This window comes from Pyruvatibacter mobilis (assembly GCF_012848855.1).
GTDB lineage: Bacteria > Pseudomonadota > Alphaproteobacteria > CGMCC-115125 > CGMCC-115125 > Pyruvatibacter > Pyruvatibacter mobilis.
This window is the reverse complement of the sequence record NZ_CP051630.1, coordinates 1,467,070-1,483,609: the sequence shown is the minus strand read 5'-3', so window position 1 is coordinate 1,483,609 and position 16,540 is coordinate 1,467,070. Positions and strand designations below refer to the sequence as shown.

The following is a 16,540-nucleotide window of genomic DNA, read 5'->3' as shown; positions in this document are numbered from 1 at the left end:
GATCAGCTCCCCATGACCCCCCAAGACCGTCTGCCCGTTACCGTGCTTTCCGGCTTCCTCGGGGCCGGCAAGACGACACTGATGAACCACATCCTCAACAACCGCGAAGGCAAGCGCGTCGCGGTGATCGTCAACGATATGAGCGAGGTGAACATCGACGCCGATCTCATCCGCGATGGTGGCGCGAATTTGAGCCGCACCGAAGAGTCCCTGGTCGAGATGACCAATGGCTGCATCTGCTGCACCCTGCGCGACGATCTCCTGCAGGAAGTGCGCAAGCTCGCCGAGGATGGCCGCTTTGATTATCTGCTGATCGAATCCACCGGCATTTCCGAACCCCTGCCGGTTGCCGCCACCTTCAATTTCCGCACCGAGGAAGGCGAAAGCCTCGAGGACGTCTCACGCCTCGACACCATGGTGACGGTCGTCGACACGGCAAACCTGCTCAACGACTACACCTCGACCGACTTCCTCAAGGACCGCGGCGAGGCGCTGGGCGATGAGGACACAAGGTCCTTGGTCAATTTGCTGGTCGATCAGATCGAGTTCGCCGATGTGGTCATTCTCAACAAGATCGACGCGGCAACACCGCAGCAGCTGGACGCCGCCCGCAAGATCATCCGCTCCCTGAACCCGGACGCGGAACTGATCGAAACCAGCATGTCGAACGTGCCGCTCGACCGGGTGCTGGATACCGGCCTGTTCGATCACGACAAGGCCGAGGAGCATCCGCTGTGGTTTAAGGAACTCTATGGCTTCGCCGACCACAACTCCGAAGCGGATGAATATGGCGTCACCAGCTTTGTCTACCGGACACGCCGCCCGTTCCATCCGGAGAAGTTCCACGCCTTCATCAATTCGCCCTGGCCGGGCGTCATCCGCGCCAAGGGCCACTTCTGGCTGGCGACCCGCCCGCAATGGGTGGGTGAACTGAGCCAGGCCGGCGCCCTCGTGCGCCACGAGGCCATGGGCTTCTGGTGGTCCAGCGTGCCGAAGGAGCGGTGGCCGGATCATCCGGAATGGCGCCGTCACCTGGCCGAGAAATGGGACCCGGTCTATGGCGACCGCCGCCAGGAAATCGTCTTCATCGGTACCGGCATGGATGAAGCCGCGCTGCGCCGCCGCCTCGATGCCTGCCTGGTGGGCGAGGAGGACGCACTGGCGATGCAGCTCGATGACTGGAAAACCCTCAACGACCCGTTCCCGCAATGGATCCCCGGAGAGGCGGCGTGAGCAGCCTGCTCGCCGAGATGGATGGCAGCATGGCCGAAGCACGCATGACAGGCGTGCGTGCCCCCATCATGAGCTCTCCTACCATTGCGACCTGCGACACGGCCGAGGGGCTCGCCGCCATCAATGGGGCGGATACGGAGCTTGTGATCTGGCAGCGGGCGCAGCCGGCCGCGCTGACGGCTTGGCTCGGGCAACTGGCTTCGTCGCAACTGCCGCATTTCCGCGTGCTGGCCCCCCTCGCTGACCTGCCGCGCGCGGTCATGGCGCAGGCTGACGAAAGCGGGATGCCGAATGACGGGGCGCGTGACCTGCTGCTGGCCGATATCACCCGCCTTGCCACGGCCTTTGCCGCCATCGCCGAGGTTGATCTCGTGGATGTGCGGCTGGAGCGGATCAGCCATGATGCCTGCTGGCGGTTCCACCGTGATTGCGTCGATGCGCGCCTGCTCACCACCTATCGCGGCCCGGCCACGGAATGGGTTCCGCCGCCTTACGCCGGTGACGCCCTGCGGGACCAGAAAGCCTATCAGGGCCCGTCCGAGCATCTCGGCATCCATGACGTTGCCGTCTTCAAGGGAAGCTGCGCCGGGCCGGGCAGGGGCATCGTCCACCGCTCTCCGCCCATCGCCGGTACCGGCCAGACACGGCTGCTGCTCGTCCTCAACAAGCAGTCCGCCGCATCGCCCAAACCCTGGACGCCGGTAGCTGCCAGCACCTAACCGGACAACGCCGCTAGACCAAGGCACTACACCGGGTTCAGTTCAGTCTTGAGGTCGGGGCACAAGGGTGCCGGCACCTCACTCCAGCGCGCCGAGCTCGCCGGCGGCATGGGCGGCTTTCACCGCTTCGATCTCGTCCAGTGTGCTCATCACGAACGGACCCTGGTGCACGAACGGTTCGCGCACCGGCGCGCCCTGAAGCATGGCCACCTGGGCCCCGGCAACGCTCTGTATACGGATCGGCAGCGCCTCATTGCCGCCATGCACGGCAAGTGCGGTGCCCTGGCGGATCAAAGTGCCGGTGTCCCCGGTGTGCACCTCGGCATCACCGCGCACCGCCAGCAGCCATGCGGCCTGCGACGCGGGCACATGGTGCGTAAACGAGCCGCCACCTGTTAGCCCGATGTCGAGAATGGTCATTGGCAGGGCCGGTGACACGGCCCCCTCTGTTCCGTTGCACGCACCCAGCACGACGCGGACGCGATACCCGTCACCCTCGATGACCGGCATCTGCCCCGCAGGCACGTGAAGGGAGGCCGGTGCGTCCGCCTTGCGGGCCGCGGGCAGGTTGACGAAGACCTGCAGCGCATGGATCCGCGCACCGGGAAGCGGCGTCTCGTCATGCACGGCCCCGCGCCCGGCCTTCAGCCAATAAAGGTCGCCCGGCGCAATGGTGAAGTCGTTGCCGAGGGAGTCGCGGTTGTGGAACAGCCCCTCACTGTCCTCGAACAGCACCGACACGGCAGACAGGCCCGCATGCGGGTGTGCGCCGAAAGTGGGCTCGGTCATCACGAAGTGGTCCACCATCACCAGCGGGTCCATCAGGCCGCCAAAACGGTCCTGCCGGAAGGTGAGGGCCTCAAAACCCTGGCCCATGCTCAGGGGCTGGCCCTTGACCGACATGGATATGCCCGGCCGGGCGGACGGGACGGGTGTCTGGCGGTGACTGGTCATGTTTGCCTCCATCTGATGTGAATGGAGATATCAGTGGAACGGAAACCGGGAGAAGTGGCGGAAACGGAAACTTTCGTTCTATAAATGGAACGAAATAGCGGGGCAGAGCCATGGATCTGAATGACTATTTCTACTTCGTCCACGTGGTGGAGAAGCGCGGATTTGCCCCTGCGGGCCGCGCGCTCGGCGTGCCGAAATCAAGGCTCAGCAGGCATATCCGGCAGCTGGAGGATCGCCTCGGTGCAAGGCTGATCCAGCGCACATCCCGCCGGTTCATCATCACCGATGCCGGAGACGCCTTCTATCGCCACGCGCGCGCAGCGCTTGACGAAGTTGCCGCGGCAGAGGCGGCGGTCCGGCGTCACGCCAACACCCTCTCCGGCACTGTGCGCCTGTCCTGCTCCGTCGGTGTGGCACAATTCGCCATAAGCCCGGCGCTGTCGCGGTTCATGGCCGCGAACCCGAAGGTGAAGATCGTCCAGCAGGTCACCAACCAGACGGTCGATCTTGTCGAAGCTGGCATCGACATGGCCATCCGGGGCCACGCGGACGCGCTTCCGCCGTCAAGCCTGATCCAGAGCCGCCTGGCACCGGTCGTCTGGCACCTGTTCGCGGGGCCCTCCTATCTCGACAGCGCCGGAACCCCCGCACGGCCGGAAGACCTTGAAACCCACACCGGCCTGAAACTCGGCTGGCGGCCGGAAACGGGCAATTGGTCGCTTCGGGGCCCAGGCGACACCCATGTCTCCATTCCCTTCACGCCCTTGCTGTGCAGCGACGACATGGTGACGCTGAAGCAATGCGCAGCCGACGGGCAGGGCATCGTCGCCTTGCCCGCCTATGTGTGCAGGGAGGAAGTAGCGCGAGGAAAACTGGTCCGTGTCCTGCCTGACTGGACCGCCGGCGACGCCCAGCTGAGCCTGCTGATGCCCTCAAGACGAGGCCTGCCCCCTGCCGTGAAAGCCCTGTCCGCCTTCCTCCGCGAGCGTGTGCCCGGGATTGTCGCGCAGGAGGGGGTATGAGGAGCGCTTGGCGGAGGGGGTGGGATTCGAACCCACGAGACGCTTGCACGCCTGCCGGTTTTCAAGACCGGTGCCTTCAACCACTCGGCCACCCCTCCGCGGGACCGGTCGGGCTCCTGTGAGAGGGGCCGTCCGTGCCGGGCGCACAGCTTTAGCTGCGTCGTGGCGCATACGCAACAATCCTCACGCGCGGAATCCTCGGGCCCTGGCGGTTTTTCAGCTGTGGCGGGGCAGTGGCGCGGGTACCGGCGCGTTAACGCTGCGGCGGGCGGGCGATTGTGCAGGGCGGCGGATGGGACGAAACTTCCCGCGATCTCTTGCCTTTTGGGCGGTCCTCATGCTTTGAACCTGTATGAAAAAGAAACAGCGGGGCAACGAATGTCCCGCGCCGCGGCCACGGCGTATTGCGTGGCGCACAAGGGGAGTTTCGGATGACCGAATACGATCTGGTCCAGACATGGATCCCGGCGACGATGATCGGGGGCCTGTTTGTGCTCATTATCCTGGACAGCCTGTGGCTTTCCTACCGCGACCGGCGCGCCGAGCGCCGCAACAGCAGCGGTGGCCCTGACAACACCGGCGGCGGCGGCGGTGGCGGCGGCGGCAATGGCCGCGAGACGGAAACCAAGTGGCATCTGGACAACAAGGCGGACTATGCCGCCCGCCAGTGGCACGAGGAAAACCGCGCCAAGCTGCGTAACCGGAACGGCACCGCGGCGCAGGCCGTGGGCGCCGCCCCGGCTTCCGCGACGGCCATGGGGGGCAGCACTGCCCCCCGTGACGCCGGCGGCTACTGGGGCCCGTGGCTCGTGCTCACCAGCCTCATCCTCGGCGCGGGCATCGCCTTTTATGCCCTGTTCCCGCTTCTCGGCGATTGACACCCGGCCCGCCGCGCCTGCGCGCGGCCCGGCTGAACTATTGCCTATCCGAAGATAGGCAGCTCCGGTAGCCTGTCCGACAGGGGCAGGGCGAGGATGGCTTCCGCCAGCTCCTCAGCCGACGCCACACCCCCGAACTCCATCAGATCAACCGCCTTGCGGACCACATCCGGCGGCAGCAGCGGCGCCTCCGGGTCGCCCTTGGCATGGCTGCGCTCGGCCCGGTGCACGGCCCCGTCCGTCAGCGTCACTTCCACAGCGCTGCCCCAGTCAGCCGGATAGGCGGAGGCGTAGGGATCAACCACCGCGATCTCGATGCCGCTGGCCAGCCGCTGCGCCTTCACCCGCGCTTCATCCGAGAAGGACGCCAGCGTCACCTCACCATTCTCCAGCGCCGTCGCCACGCAATGCTGCAGCGAGAACTTGGCTTCGTACTCGCTGGTGGCATGGGCCCGGTCGCACACATCCTCCGCCGCCTGATAGGTCTCCACCTTCACCGCATGGATCTCGTCCGGGCTCATATGCTTGAGCGTCGCCGACAGGTCCAGCGCCGCGTCGATCGCCGGGTGAGTGTGGCGGCAGGAGGGCCAGGGCTTCATGGAGGTCAGCGCCAGCTGCCACGGCCCCTCGGGACCGGACATCACAAGCTCCGCATTCCCATCCGGGCAGGCGGCGGCGAAGAAGCCCTTGTCCCCTTCAAGAATGCGCGGCGGCCCGGTAAAGCCGAGCGCTGCCAGGTCCGCCGCCTGCACGCCTGCCTGCGCCGCATGTCCCGCATGCAGATGCTTGGTCATCGCGCCCGTCTCGAGAAATTCCCACAGGCCGGCTGACTGGCTGCCCGCATTGCCCAGCGCGTGCACACTCTGGTCCTCGTCGAGCCCCAGCAGCGTTGCCGCCGCCATGGCCGAGCCATAAGGACCGCAGGTCGCCGTGTTGTGCCAGATGCGGTAATGGGCGGGCCCCACGCCCATGCCCACCCGCGTCGTCACCTCGAAGCCTTCCAGCACCGCGCGCAGAAACTCAGCTCCGCTGGCACCGGTACGCAGGGCCATCGCCCACGCCGCCGGCACCACCACGCAGCCCGGATGCACCACCGAGGCGCGATGCAGATCGTCTGTCTCAAGAATATGCGTGAGCCCGCCCATCAGGAAGGCGCGGGCCCCGGTCTCAGCGGGGCTTGCGGGCGCCAGCGGCCCGTTGCCCGCCCAGCGCAGCAAAAGCCGCCCGGCCTCGCTGTTGCGCCCGCCCAGCGTATTCGCCACCGCATCAAGGACGAACAGCGCCGCCAGCGCCAGATCGTCACCGGACGATGCCTTGGCGCGGGCATGGGTCACCAGGCGGCGGGTAAGGGAGGGCGCCGCGTCGGCAGCATGGGCTTTGGGAGAAGTCATGAAATCGTAAACGCCTCGTTTACCTTCGTGAAGGTATTCTAATGAATGAGGGTGAGACGCGCGCTGACAGCCTTGGCGGCACGCGCCCCTGACGGTTCGGGGTCAGTTCAGGTGGGGATAATGAAGCCATGATCCACATGATGTCACGCACGGGCGCGAAGTCCGTTCTGCGCGCCGGCGCACTGCCGGTCGTGCTGTCCGCGGTTCTGGCGCTTGCAGGCTGCGCCGAGACACAGCTCGCAGGCGCCGTCCTAAAGGATGTGAGCCGCAGCGAAACGCCCACCGGGGCAGGCGGTTACTGGAAGGTCGGCACGCCCTACAAGATCGCCGGTGAGTGGTATTACCCGAAGGACGATCCGAACTACGACAATGTGGGCATCGCGTCGTGGTACGGCCCCAACTTCCACAAGAAGAAGACCGCCAATGGCGAGATCTTCGACATGTACAAGGTCTCCGCCGCGCACCCGACGCTCCCCATGCCGGTGATCGCGCGCGTGACCAATCTCGAAAACGGCCGCTCCCTTATCGTCCGCGTCAATGACCGCGGGCCTTTCGCCCATGATCGCGAGATCGACATGTCGATGCGCGCGGCAGAGCTTCTCGGCTTCAAGGAGCAAGGCACGACCAAGGTGCGCGTGCAGTATTTGTCCCGCGCCGCCGACTGGAAGGGCGAGCAGGGTCTGCAGACGGCCCAGGCGCAGCCCCAGTCCCAGCCTCAGGCGACCCAGCCCGCCGCCCGCCAGGTTGCCGCGGCCTCTGCCGCATCCATGCAGCCCATCCGCGACGACCAGCCGAAGGATAATGACGACAGCGGCATCGCCACGGCAGGCCTGCCGCCATTACCCTCCATGCCCATGGATGTGTCGCTGCTCGCAGGCGCGGGCAGCGCCGCCGCCTCTGTGCCCTCCGCCATCACGGCCCCCCAGGCCGCGCCCGCAAGCCAGCCGCCGGTTTCGGAAACGCCGACTCGCGCCATGGCACCGGTGACGGATAATTTCTTCGTCCAGGCCGGCTCCTTCCGCAGTGCCAGCAATGCCAACAGCCTCGCTACCCAGCTCAAGGATCTGGGGCCCGTCGAGGTGAAGGAGACGGTCGTCAATGGCACACCCTGGTACCGCGTCCGCGTGGGGCCTGTGGATAACGCACCCGGTGCGGACAGCCTGCTCGAATCAGTCATCTCAAGAGGCCAGGACGGTGCCCGCGTCGTCGTGAACTGACGTTCCACCGTCCCATCAGTGCCTTGCCGCCATTGCCTCAGCCATCGCAGCAGGCGCGCAATCCGGCGGAACAGGGGCCTGCCGCCGCCAAGAATTCCCGCGGGCCCTCTGGTCCCGGGGCCCAAGACGCGGTAATCCAACAGGCGTCCATGGCCGGGTGCGGCACGCCATGCACCGCATGGGGAATGCACTCTCCGGCCAGACACTAAGTCCTGCGTGCCCGCTACGTGTCCCCGCGTACCCGCTACAGCCAATCCGGATGGAGCAGCCGTTTCATGACCGCCCGCCTGACCCTCCTGTCGTCCTTCCTCATCCTTCTGGCCGTGCTGGCCGCGGCCCCGGCCCGCGCCATTGAAAGCCCGGCTGAATACATCTCGCTGATGGATTACGACACCGGCGAGATCATCTACGAGAAGAACGGCACGGAGCTGATGGCCCCGGCCTCCATGTCCAAGCTGATGACCATGGTCATGCTGTTCGACGCGATCCGCGACGGCCGGGTGACGCTGGAAGACGAATTCGTCATCTCCGAAAATGCCTGGCGCAAGGGCGGTGCCGCATCGGGTTCCTCCACCATGTTCGCCGAGCTCGGCAGCCGCGTGCCGGTGAAGGACCTCATCTACGGCGTCATCGTCCAGTCCGGCAACGATGCCTGCATCGCCATCGCCGAAGCGCTGGAAGGGTCTGAAGCTGCCTTCGCCGAGAAGATGACTGAACGCGCGCGCGAAATCGGCCTGGCGAAATCCACTTTCCGCAACGCGACGGGCTGGCCCGATGAAGGCCATCTGATGACCGCCAACGAGCTGGCGAAGCTCGCGCGCTACATCATCGACACCTATCCGGAATTCTACGAGATCTACGCGGTCCGCGATTTCGAGTGGAACGGCATCTCCCAGTCCAACCGCAATCCGCTGCTCTACATGAACATGGGCGCCGACGGCCTGAAGACCGGCCACACCTCGGTGTCCGGCTACGGCCTCACCGCGTCCGCCACGCGTAATGACCGCCGCCTGATCCTGGTGGTGAACGGCCTGGACTCCGAAAAGGCCCGCGCCAATGAGACCCAGCGCCTGATGGACTGGGCCTTCCGCGAGTTCCGCAAATATGACCTGCTGGAAGCCGGTCAGGAACTCGAGCGCGCGCCTGTCTGGCACGGCACCAGCCGCACCGTGCCGCTGGTGATCCCCGAGGCGCTGGCACTCACCATGTCGCGCGACGCACGCAAAAACCTCGACCTCAAGGTCCGTTATGACAGCCCTGTGCAGGCTCCCATCGAACAGGGGCAGGTGATCGGCAAGTTGCAGGTCTCCGCGCCCGGCATGCCCACGCGCACCTACGACCTTCAGGCTGGCGAAAGCGTCGATGAGCTTGGATTGTTCGGCAAGGCCATGAGCGCCCTGGCGGCGCTCATCTCCGGCTGATCCCCGCCGCCATGGGGCAGGGACGCTTCATCAGCTTTGAAGGCGGGGAGGGCGCGGGCAAGACCACGCAGATCCGCCGGCTGGTGGCGGCGCTGGAAGAGCGCGGTATCGAAACCATCGCAACGCGGGAGCCCGGCGGCACCCAGGGGGCCGAGGAAATCCGCGCGCTGCTGGTGCGCGGCAGCGCTGATCGCTGGTCACCGCTCACCGAGGCCCTGCTGCACAACGCCGCCCGTTCCGATCATCTCGACCGTGTCATCCGCCCCGCACTCGATCGCGCCGCATGGGTGGTGACGGACCGCTTTGCCGATTCAACCCGTGCCTATCAGGGCCATGCCCTTGGGCTGGGCGATGAGGCCATCGGCACCCTCGAGGGCCTGACGGTCAGCTTCACGCGCCCGGACATCACCTTCATCCTTGATCTGCCGGTGGAAGAGGGCCTGGCCCGCGCCCGCGCCCGTGAGGCGGACGCCCAGGCGGGCGAGGACCGCTATGAGGGCTTGGACGTGACCTTCCACGAAAAGCTGCGTCAGGGCTTTCTCGCCATAGCCCGGGCCGAGCCGGAGCGCTGCATGGTGGTGGACGCGCGCGACCCCGCCGATGCCGTATCGGAAATTATCTGGCAGGAAGTCGCCCGCCGCTTTCCGGAGGTGACCGGCTGATGGCGCGCACGCCCGAACCCGTGGACATTCCCGAACCGGACAGCCTTGAAGGCTTTCCCCATCCGCGCGAGACCGAAATTCTCTATGGTCATCAGCAGGCGGAGGATGCGCTGCGCCAGGCCTTCATGGCGGGCCGCCTGCACCATGCCTGGCTGGTGACGGGTCCTATCGGTATCGGCAAGGCCACGCTGGCCTATCGCTTTGCCCGCTTCCTGCTCAAATATGGCGACCCGCGCGGGGCGGAGGCCACCGGTGTGTCCACCCTGCATGTGCCGCCCGAGGACCCCGTCTTCCGACGCATCGCCGCGCGGGGCCACGCCAATGTGCTGACCCTGCGCAAGCCTTGGGACGACCGGGCCAAGAAGTTCAAGACAGTGCTGACCGTGGACGAGGTGCGCCGCACCAGCGCCTTTTTCGGCATGAAGGCGGGCGAGGGCGGCTGGCGCATCTGCATCGTCGATACGGCGGATGACATGAACGCCAACGCCGCCAACGCCCTGCTGAAGGTGCTGGAGGAACCGCCAGCGCAGACTGTCTTTATGGTGCTGGCCAACCATCCCGGCCGCCTGCTGCCCACCATCCGCTCGCGCTGCCGCCAGCTGCCGCTGACGCCCCTAAGCCACGACCAGCTACTCTCCGCCGTGCACGGGCATCTGGGTGACATGGCCGATGGCGACATGGAGGCCATTGCCCGGCTGGCCCAGGGCAGCGTCGGCCGCGCCCTGCTGCTGGCGGGCGGCGGCGGGCTGGAACTCTACCGCGAACTGTTTACCGTCATGTCCAGCCTGCCGCGGCCGGACGTGCCCGCCATCCATGCCCTGGCCGACAAGCTGGCCCGGCGCGGCGCGGACCAGTCCTATGCCATGTTCCGTGAGCTCTTGTCGGACTGGCTGGTGCGCATGGTGCGCCAGGCCGCCGGTGGCCCGGCCATGACCGATGAAGTGATCGCCGGGGAGGCCGATGTGATGAACCGCCTCGCCGCCGGGGCGCCGCTTGATCGCTGGGTAGAGGTATGGGAAAACACCGCGCGCAATGCCGAGCGGGCGGACGCGCTGAATCTCGACCGAAAACAAGTGATCCTCGGCACGTTTGCAGCCCTCGAGACTGCGGCGCGCGGATAGGTCACGCTGCTATTTGCCGGACCAGACCCCATGCCGGGCGACAAGACCTTCTACATCACCACCGCCATTTCCTACCCCAATGGCGCCCCCCATATCGGCCATGCCTATGAAGCGTTGAGCACGGATGTTCTCGCGCGCTTCAAGCGGCTGGACGGCTATGACGTGTTCTTCCTGACCGGCACCGACGAGCACGGCCAGAAGATGGTGGAGACCGCCGAGAAGGAAGGCATCACCCCCGCTGAACTGGCCGACCGCAACACGCCCATGTTCAAGAACCTGGCGGCAGCGCTTGGGTGTTCGAATGATGATTTCATCACCACCCGCGAAGAGCGCCACGTCAAGGCATCGCAGGAAATCTGGCGCCGCCTTGCCGCCAAGGGCGACATCTATCTGGGCAAGTATGAAGGCTGGTACTCGGTGCGCGACGAGGCGTTTTATACCGAGACCGAACTCACCGAAGGCCCCAATGGCGAGAAGCTGGCCCCCACCGGCACCGAGGTGAAGTGGATGGAGGAGGAGAGCTATTTCTTCAAGCTTTCCGCCTATCAGGACAAGCTGATGGAGCTGTATGAAAGCCAGCCCGGCTTCGTGCAGCCAGATGCCCGCCGCAACGAGATCATGTCTTTCGTGAAAGGCGGCCTCAAGGACCTGTCCGTCTCCCGCAAGACGCTGAAATGGGGCGTGCCGGTGCCCGGCGACGACGACCACGTGATGTATGTGTGGATCGACGCGCTGACCAACTACATCACCGGCGTTGGTTTTCCGGATACGGACGAAGAGGCCTTCACCAAATACTGGCCAGCGGATTTGCACATCATCGGCAAGGACATCCTGCGCTTCCACACGGTCTACTGGCCGGCCTTCCTGATGTCGGCGGATGTGCCGCTGCCCAAGCGCGTCTTCGCGCACGGCTTTCTCTATAACCGCGGCGAGAAGATGTCGAAGTCCCTCGGCAACGTGCTCGATCCCTTCGAGATGATCGACAAATACGGGCTGGACCCGTTCCGCTATTTCTTCTGCCGCGAAGTGCCCTATGGCCAGGACGGCAGCTACGGCCATGAGGCGATGGTCAACCGCATCAATGCGGACCTCGCCAATGACCTTGGCAATCTCGCCCAGCGGTCCCTGTCGATGATCGCCAAGAACTGTGACGGCAAGGTGCCCCAGCCGGGCGCACTGACCGACGACGACACCGCCATGCTGGCAGCCGTCGACGGCCTGCTGGAGCCTGCCCGCGCTGCCATGGACGAGCAGGCGATCCACACCTATGCAGGGGACGTCTGGAAGGTGGTGGCCGAGGCCAACCGCTATTTTGCCGGCCAGGAACCCTGGGCGCTGAAGAAGACAGACCCCGAGCGCATGGGCACCGTGCTCTATGTGACGGCCGAGATCATCCGCCAGATCGCGATCCTGGCGTCCCCAATCATGCCAACGTCCTGCGCCAGGCTGCTGGACCTTGTTGTGATCCCCGAAGCAGACCGCACCTTCGCAGCGCTGGGCGAGGGGGGCCGCCTCACGCCGGGCACGGAACTTCCCAAGCCCGAAGGCGTTTTCCCCCGTTACGTGGAAGAAGAGAAAGCCGAGTAACCGTCCCATGCTTGTCGACAGCCATTGCCATCTCGATTATCCGGGCCTCGTCGAGGACATCGACGCCGTGGTCGCCCGCGCGGGCGAGGCGGGCATTGGCCGTATGCTGACCATCTGCGTCAAGCTGTCGGAGTTCGACCGCGTGCATGACGTGGCCAAACGCTTCGACAATGTGTGGTGCACTGTCGGCGTCCACCCGCATGAGGCCGACAGCGAAACCGGCGTCACCGCCGCGCGCATCATCGACGCGACGAACTCACCGGACGTGGTCGGCATCGGCGAGACGGGGCTCGATTATTTCTACGACAATGCCCCGCGCGATGAGCAGAAGACCTGCTTCCTTGCCCATATCGAAGCCGCGCGCGAGACCCAGCTGCCGCTGATCATCCACGCCCGCGAGGCGGATGAGGATATGGCGGAGATCCTGGAAGCCGAACACGCTAAGGGCGCGTTCCCCTTCCTGCTGCATTGCTTCTCGTCCGGCCCCGAATTGGCCCGGCGCGCGGTGGCCATCGGCGGCTATGTCTCATTGTCCGGCATCATCACCTTCAAGAAGGCCGATGACATCCGCGAGACCGTGAAGCAGCTGCCGCTAGAGCGCCTGCTGGTCGAGACAGACGCGCCCTATCTCGCGCCCGTGCCCCATCGCGGAAAGACCAATGAGCCCGCCTTCACGGCGCACACGGCAGCCAAGCTGGCGGAAATCAAGGGCGTGACGCCGGAGGAGATCGAAGAGATCACCACCGCCAATTTCCACCGCCTGTTCACCAAGGTGCCGCCCCTTTAGGGCCGCCCCCACAAGGCAGCCTGTTCCCGCCACACTTGTCTTTGGTTGATCCAGGGCCAAGACTGGCACGCCGCATTTCTCGCGGCGAGCGACAGAGGGGACATCCATGGCATTTCATTCAATGACAGCAGCGCTGGTTCTGGCCGCAGGCCTCGGGCTGGCCGGTGCCGCCCAGGCAGCTGCCACCGATGTGGATATCATCGGCGGCGCGGGCGATACCATCGGCCGCGCCAGCCTCACCCCGGCACCCACCGGCATCCTGATCCGCATCGAGATCAGCCCCGGCGGCCTTACCCCCGGCTGGCACGGCATGCACCTGCACAGCGTCGGTGACTGCTCCGACGTGGGGACCTTCAAGAAATCCAAGGGCCACATCAATTTCGACGACAACGCCCACGGCCTGCTCAACGATGAAGGCCCGGACAATGCGGACCTTCCCAACATCCACGCCGATGAGACCGGCGCGGCGCACGCCGAAGTGTTCACCCATCTGGTGAAGATGGACGGCGAGCGTGGCCTGCTGGACGCGGACGGCTCGGCCCTGGTGATCCACGCCAATGAGGACGATCATCTGAGCCAGCCCATCGGCGGGGCCGGTGCCCGGCTTGCATGCGGCGTCATCGGCGGGTAGTAGCCTACCCGTCACATCATTTGCGGCGGCACCGGCAAAGGCTCCGGCGCCGCCGCTGCGTTCTGAGGGTCTGACGGGGCATGAGCGGGTTTCTTGAGGTCACCATTCTCGGCTGCGGGTCATCCGGCGGGGTGCCGCGCATCGGCAATGTCTGGGGTGATTGCGACCCTGACGAGCCGAAGAACCGCCGCCGCCGCTGCTCGATCCTCGTACGCAAGAGCGAAGCCAAAGGCGGGCCGACCACTGATGTGCTGATCGATACGTCCCCCGATATGGCCGAGCAACTCAACCGCGCCAATCAGGGCCGGCTGGACGCTGTGCTCTATACCCACGCCCATGCCGACCAGGCCCACGGCATCGACGATCTGCGCATGGTCGCCATGAATATGCGCGCCCGCGTGGATGTCTATATGGACGAGACCACCGCCAGCTGGCTCAAGACGCGGTTCGACTACTGCTTCAGGACGCCCGACGGCTCAAGCTACCCGCCCATCCTCAACGCCCATGAGATGGAAGCCCATTCACCGGTCACCATCGACGGGCCTGGCGGCGCGGTCACCTTCGAACCGCTGCTGCTCGAGCATGGCGATATTCCCTCTCTCGGCTTCCGCATGGGCAGCGTTGCCTATTCACCGGATGTCATCGGCGTGCCGGAGCGCGCGCGCCAATCTCTGCGCGGCATCGACTGCTGGATCGTCGATGCGCTGCGCCGCGCGCCGCACCCCTCCCACGCCAATCTCGACCTGGCGCTGGAATGGCTCGGCGAGATGAAGCCAAAGCTGGGCGTGCTGACCAACCTGCATGTGGACCTCGACTACCGCACGCTGCTGGGCGAGCTGCCCGAGGGCATCGTACCCGCCTATGACGGCATGGTGCTGGAGTATCCCCTGTGAGCACTGAAACCCAAACGCGCTGGACCGGCAGCACCTTCCGCGAGGGCGACTTCGAGGTGTCCACCGACCGCAACCGGCTCGACCGGGCGGTCATCATGAACACCCTGTCGGAAACCTACTGGGCCGGCGACATGGCACCGGAGCAGCTGATGGAAAGCGTGGCCAACGGCCTGCCCTTCGGCCTCTATCACCTGCCCACCGGCCGCCAGATAGGCTTCACCCGCCTGGTGACGGATATGACGCGTTTTGCCTGGGTGTCGGACGTCTTCGTCATCGACAGCTTCAAGGGGCAGGGCTGCGGCAAGATGCTGATGCGCGCCATCCTCAGCTATCCGCCGCTGGAGAAGGTCTATAACTGGACGCTGGCCACCAAGGACGCGCACGGCTTCTACGAGCAGTTCGGCTTCCGGCTAGCCGAGGGCAAGGACGCGATGATGCAGCTCAAGCGCCCCAAGCGGCCGTCTCTCTGAGCACGAATTTACCGCTCCCGTTCTAGCACTTACCGCAGCGCCGCGTATGCTGCATCGTCCCGATCCGGACGATCTTAGCCAGGAATGTTGCATGGACCAGCGAATCAGCGTCATCACGCTCACCGTAAAAGACCTCGCCGCCTCGCGGGCCTTCTATGGCCGTCTCGGCTTTGAGGAAGCCGCCTCGTCAGAGGACAGTATCGCCTTCTTCAACATGGGCTGCTTCGTCTTCGCGCTCTACCCGCATGAGGAGATGGCAAAGGAGTTCCCGGGCGAGACGATGCCGGAGACAGGGCCTGCCCGTATGACCTTCGCCTACAATGTGCGCGAGAAGGGCGAGGTCGCCACGGTGCTGGACGAAGCGGTGGCCGCCGGTGCCCGCTTGGTTAAGGCCGGTGAGGACGTGTTCTGGGGCGGGCATTCCGGCTATTTCGCCGACCCGGACGGCCATATGTGGGAAGTGTCCTGGAATCCGCACGCTCCCTTGGCCGAAGACGGAGCCCAGCGCTTCCCGTAAGTCGTTTGATGTGGCCGTGAATTGTCCTGTTCCGGCCTAATGGTCCGTTAATATCCACATGCCAGACTAATCATCTGGGAACAGCCCGTTTCCGGTTTGGAGGTGTCTGCATGGTTCGCTACGTAGGCAAAGTTGAGACGCGCAAGGTCGACCGTCTGCTGACGAGTGCCGAGCTTGACCGCGAGCAGCGCCACGCGCTGCAGGCGTTCCGCGAACGCATGGATCGCACCATCATGGATGCGAACGAGATGGTGCTGCGCGCCAAGCTGCCGGAAATCACCCCCGAGGTGATGACTCGCATGGCTGTCCGCATCGCGGAGCTGCGCGCCGGCTACCTCGCAAAGGCGCTGGCCCTGGTGGAGACCCCAGGCGTGCCGCCGGTGGCAGCCCTTGATGACCTGCAGCGTCACCGCATGGCGTTCGAAGAACTGCGCGAAGCCTTTGAAGCCATCGAGCGCGTGATCGAGCGCGGCTATACCAAGGTCGTCTAGCGGCCCTGCGGCGGCGGCCCGCCAAAGCCGCCTTTCATCATTTTGTTTCGTGGGACGACGGTCGGCTGGCCACATAAGCTGAGCCGATGCCGCACAGTCCTATGCCGAGGGCAGCCAGCGCCCAGTGCATGTCCGCCCCGAACGCCATCCACGCCGAGGCCAGACCCATGCTGCCCAGCGCCAGCAGCTTGGCGCGCGGCTTGATGACCCCATAGGTCTCCCACTCAAGAATGAACGGCCCGAACAGCCGGTTGCTCAACAGCCAGCGATGCAGGGCAGGGGAGCCCTTGGCGAAGGCCCAGGCGGCGACGATCAGCGGGCCGGTTGTGGGGATCAGGGGCAGAAAAACGCCCACCGCCCCGATCAGCAGGAAGCTGACACCCAGCGCGATCCACAAACCCCGGCGCGATAAATGCAGCCAGGCGGGACCGATTTCCGCAGCGTCATTCTGCTTATCCGGAACGGGCACCAATTCCTCCGCCAAAACCGGCGTTTCCAACGTGCCCAATATGTTGTGCGCCATCCCGAGTTCCCCCTAAACTCCCG

18 protein-coding genes and 1 tRNA gene are annotated in these 16,540 nt (G+C 65.4%); 15 read left to right on the top strand and 4 right to left on the bottom strand.

Annotated features, from left to right (window positions below; all coding sequences use genetic code 11):
* Nucleotides 1-12: 12 nt before the first annotated feature.
* Both zigA and HG718_RS07070 read left to right on the top strand, forming a co-directional pair.
* On the top strand, nt 13-1,233 hold the full coding sequence (zigA, locus tag HG718_RS07075) for a zinc metallochaperone GTPase ZigA (RefSeq protein ID WP_160588000.1): 1,221 nt from the start codon (nt 13-15) through the stop codon (nt 1,231-1,233).
* On the top strand, nt 1,230-1,952 hold the full coding sequence (locus HG718_RS07070; protein WP_160587998.1) for a DUF1826 domain-containing protein: 723 nt from the start codon (nt 1,230-1,232) through the stop codon (nt 1,950-1,952). Before zigA ends, HG718_RS07070 begins: the two co-directional genes overlap by 4 nt.
* Before the next feature lie 78 nt (nt 1,953-2,030).
* On the opposite strand, the gene HG718_RS07065 is transcribed toward HG718_RS07070, so the two are convergent.
* Nucleotides 2,031-2,906 carry a pirin family protein gene (locus HG718_RS07065; protein ID WP_160587996.1) on the bottom strand — a complete coding sequence of 292 codons (876 nt, stop codon included), beginning with the start codon at nt 2,904-2,906 and terminating at the stop codon, nt 2,031-2,033.
* Between the two features lie 110 nt (nt 2,907-3,016).
* Here HG718_RS07065 and HG718_RS07060 point away from each other — a divergent pair, with 110 nt between their 5' ends.
* Nucleotides 3,017-3,928, top strand: a complete 912-nt coding sequence (locus HG718_RS07060; RefSeq protein ID WP_160587994.1) for a LysR substrate-binding domain-containing protein — start codon at nt 3,017-3,019, stop codon at nt 3,926-3,928.
* A gap of 8 nt (nt 3,929-3,936) precedes the next feature.
* On the opposite strand, the gene HG718_RS07055 is transcribed toward HG718_RS07060, so the two are convergent.
* Nucleotides 3,937-4,026, bottom strand: a tRNA-Ser gene (locus HG718_RS07055).
* A 333-nt stretch (nt 4,027-4,359) separates the two neighbouring features.
* On the opposite strand from HG718_RS07055, the gene HG718_RS07050 reads away from it, so the two are divergent.
* Nucleotides 4,360-4,806 (top strand): hypothetical protein, encoded by a 447-nt coding sequence (locus HG718_RS07050; RefSeq protein WP_160587993.1) that lies wholly within the window; start codon nt 4,360-4,362, stop codon nt 4,804-4,806.
* 44 nt (nt 4,807-4,850) lie between these two features.
* On the opposite strand, the gene HG718_RS07045 is transcribed toward HG718_RS07050, so the two are convergent.
* Nucleotides 4,851-6,197: an MmgE/PrpD family protein gene (locus tag HG718_RS07045; RefSeq protein ID WP_160587991.1), complete on the bottom strand. Its 1,347-nt coding sequence runs from the start codon at nt 6,195-6,197 to the stop codon at nt 4,851-4,853.
* Between the two features lie 128 nt (nt 6,198-6,325).
* On the opposite strand from HG718_RS07045, the gene HG718_RS07040 reads away from it, so the two are divergent.
* From HG718_RS07040 to HG718_RS06990, 11 genes are all read left to right on the top strand, one after another.
* A complete protein-coding gene (locus HG718_RS07040) occupies nt 6,326-7,414 on the top strand; it encodes a septal ring lytic transglycosylase RlpA family protein (protein ID WP_160587989.1) in 1,089 nt (362 codons plus the stop codon).
* A 275-nt stretch (nt 7,415-7,689) separates the two neighbouring features.
* Nucleotides 7,690-8,835 (top strand): D-alanyl-D-alanine carboxypeptidase family protein, encoded by a 1,146-nt coding sequence (locus HG718_RS07035; protein ID WP_027841083.1) that lies wholly within the window; start codon nt 7,690-7,692, stop codon nt 8,833-8,835.
* An 11-nt stretch (nt 8,836-8,846) separates the two neighbouring features.
* Nucleotides 8,847-9,497 carry a dTMP kinase gene (gene tmk, locus HG718_RS07030; protein ID WP_160587987.1) on the top strand — a complete coding sequence of 217 codons (651 nt, stop codon included), beginning with the start codon at nt 8,847-8,849 and terminating at the stop codon, nt 9,495-9,497.
* On the top strand, nt 9,497-10,618 hold the full coding sequence (locus HG718_RS07025) for a DNA polymerase III subunit delta' (protein WP_160587985.1): 1,122 nt from the start codon (nt 9,497-9,499) through the stop codon (nt 10,616-10,618). The genes tmk and HG718_RS07025 overlap by 1 nt, the downstream gene beginning before the upstream one ends.
* Nucleotides 10,619-10,648: 30 nt before the next feature.
* Nucleotides 10,649-12,205: a methionine--tRNA ligase gene (gene metG / locus HG718_RS07020; RefSeq protein ID WP_160587983.1), complete on the top strand. Its 1,557-nt coding sequence runs from the start codon at nt 10,649-10,651 to the stop codon at nt 12,203-12,205.
* Between the two features lie 7 nt (nt 12,206-12,212).
* Nucleotides 12,213-12,992, top strand: coding sequence for a TatD family hydrolase (locus HG718_RS07015; protein ID WP_160587981.1), 780 nt, complete (start codon nt 12,213-12,215; stop codon nt 12,990-12,992).
* A 106-nt stretch (nt 12,993-13,098) separates the two neighbouring features.
* Nucleotides 13,099-13,623 carry a superoxide dismutase family protein gene (locus HG718_RS07010; RefSeq protein WP_244617712.1) on the top strand — a complete coding sequence of 175 codons (525 nt, stop codon included), beginning with the start codon at nt 13,099-13,101 and terminating at the stop codon, nt 13,621-13,623.
* 80 nt (nt 13,624-13,703) lie between these two features.
* The gene (locus tag HG718_RS07005) at nt 13,704-14,516 is read left to right on the top strand and encodes an MBL fold metallo-hydrolase (RefSeq protein WP_160587979.1); all 813 of its coding nucleotides are present in this window, start codon (nt 13,704-13,706) and stop codon (nt 14,514-14,516) included.
* A complete protein-coding gene (locus HG718_RS07000; RefSeq protein ID WP_160587978.1) occupies nt 14,513-14,986 on the top strand; it encodes a GNAT family N-acetyltransferase in 474 nt (157 codons plus the stop codon). Before HG718_RS07005 ends, HG718_RS07000 begins: the two co-directional genes overlap by 4 nt.
* A 91-nt stretch (nt 14,987-15,077) precedes the next feature.
* Nucleotides 15,078-15,503 (top strand): VOC family protein, encoded by a 426-nt coding sequence (locus HG718_RS06995; protein WP_160587976.1) that lies wholly within the window; start codon nt 15,078-15,080, stop codon nt 15,501-15,503.
* A gap of 110 nt (nt 15,504-15,613) precedes the next feature.
* A complete protein-coding gene (locus tag HG718_RS06990; protein ID WP_027841074.1) occupies nt 15,614-15,994 on the top strand; it encodes a hypothetical protein in 381 nt (126 codons plus the stop codon).
* A gap of 37 nt (nt 15,995-16,031) precedes the next feature.
* Here HG718_RS06990 and HG718_RS06985 read toward each other — a convergent pair whose 3' ends face one another.
* Nucleotides 16,032-16,463: a YbaN family protein gene (locus HG718_RS06985; RefSeq protein WP_160587975.1), complete on the bottom strand. Its 432-nt coding sequence runs from the start codon at nt 16,461-16,463 to the stop codon at nt 16,032-16,034.
* Nucleotides 16,464-16,540: the final 77 nt, after the last annotated feature.

Excerpts from the sequence above, each read along its gene's own strand:
- zigA (WP_160588000.1), top strand. The coding sequence starts at position 13 with ATGACCCCCCAAGACCGTCTGCCCGTTACCGTGCTTTCCGGCTTCCTC.
- HG718_RS07065 (WP_160587996.1), bottom strand. The coding sequence starts at position 2,906 with ATGACCAGTCACCGCCAGACACCCGTCCCGTCCGCCCGGCCGGGCATA.
- HG718_RS07060 (WP_160587994.1), top strand. The coding sequence starts at position 3,017 with ATGGATCTGAATGACTATTTCTACTTCGTCCACGTGGTGGAGAAGCGC.
- HG718_RS07050 (WP_160587993.1), top strand. The coding sequence starts at position 4,360 with ATGACCGAATACGATCTGGTCCAGACATGGATCCCGGCGACGATGATC.
- HG718_RS07045 (WP_160587991.1), bottom strand. The coding sequence starts at position 6,197 with ATGACTTCTCCCAAAGCCCATGCTGCCGACGCGGCGCCCTCCCTTACC.
- HG718_RS07040 (WP_160587989.1), top strand. The coding sequence starts at position 6,326 with ATGATCCACATGATGTCACGCACGGGCGCGAAGTCCGTTCTGCGCGCC.
- HG718_RS07035 (WP_027841083.1), top strand. The coding sequence starts at position 7,690 with ATGACCGCCCGCCTGACCCTCCTGTCGTCCTTCCTCATCCTTCTGGCC.
- tmk (WP_160587987.1), top strand. The coding sequence starts at position 8,847 with ATGGGGCAGGGACGCTTCATCAGCTTTGAAGGCGGGGAGGGCGCGGGC.
- HG718_RS07025 (WP_160587985.1), top strand. The coding sequence starts at position 9,497 with ATGGCGCGCACGCCCGAACCCGTGGACATTCCCGAACCGGACAGCCTT.
- metG (WP_160587983.1), top strand. The coding sequence starts at position 10,649 with ATGCCGGGCGACAAGACCTTCTACATCACCACCGCCATTTCCTACCCC.
- HG718_RS07015 (WP_160587981.1), top strand. The coding sequence starts at position 12,213 with ATGCTTGTCGACAGCCATTGCCATCTCGATTATCCGGGCCTCGTCGAG.
- HG718_RS07010 (WP_244617712.1), top strand. The coding sequence starts at position 13,099 with ATGGCATTTCATTCAATGACAGCAGCGCTGGTTCTGGCCGCAGGCCTC.
- HG718_RS07005 (WP_160587979.1), top strand. The coding sequence starts at position 13,704 with ATGAGCGGGTTTCTTGAGGTCACCATTCTCGGCTGCGGGTCATCCGGC.
- HG718_RS06995 (WP_160587976.1), top strand. The coding sequence starts at position 15,078 with ATGGACCAGCGAATCAGCGTCATCACGCTCACCGTAAAAGACCTCGCC.
- HG718_RS06990 (WP_027841074.1), top strand. The coding sequence starts at position 15,614 with ATGGTTCGCTACGTAGGCAAAGTTGAGACGCGCAAGGTCGACCGTCTG.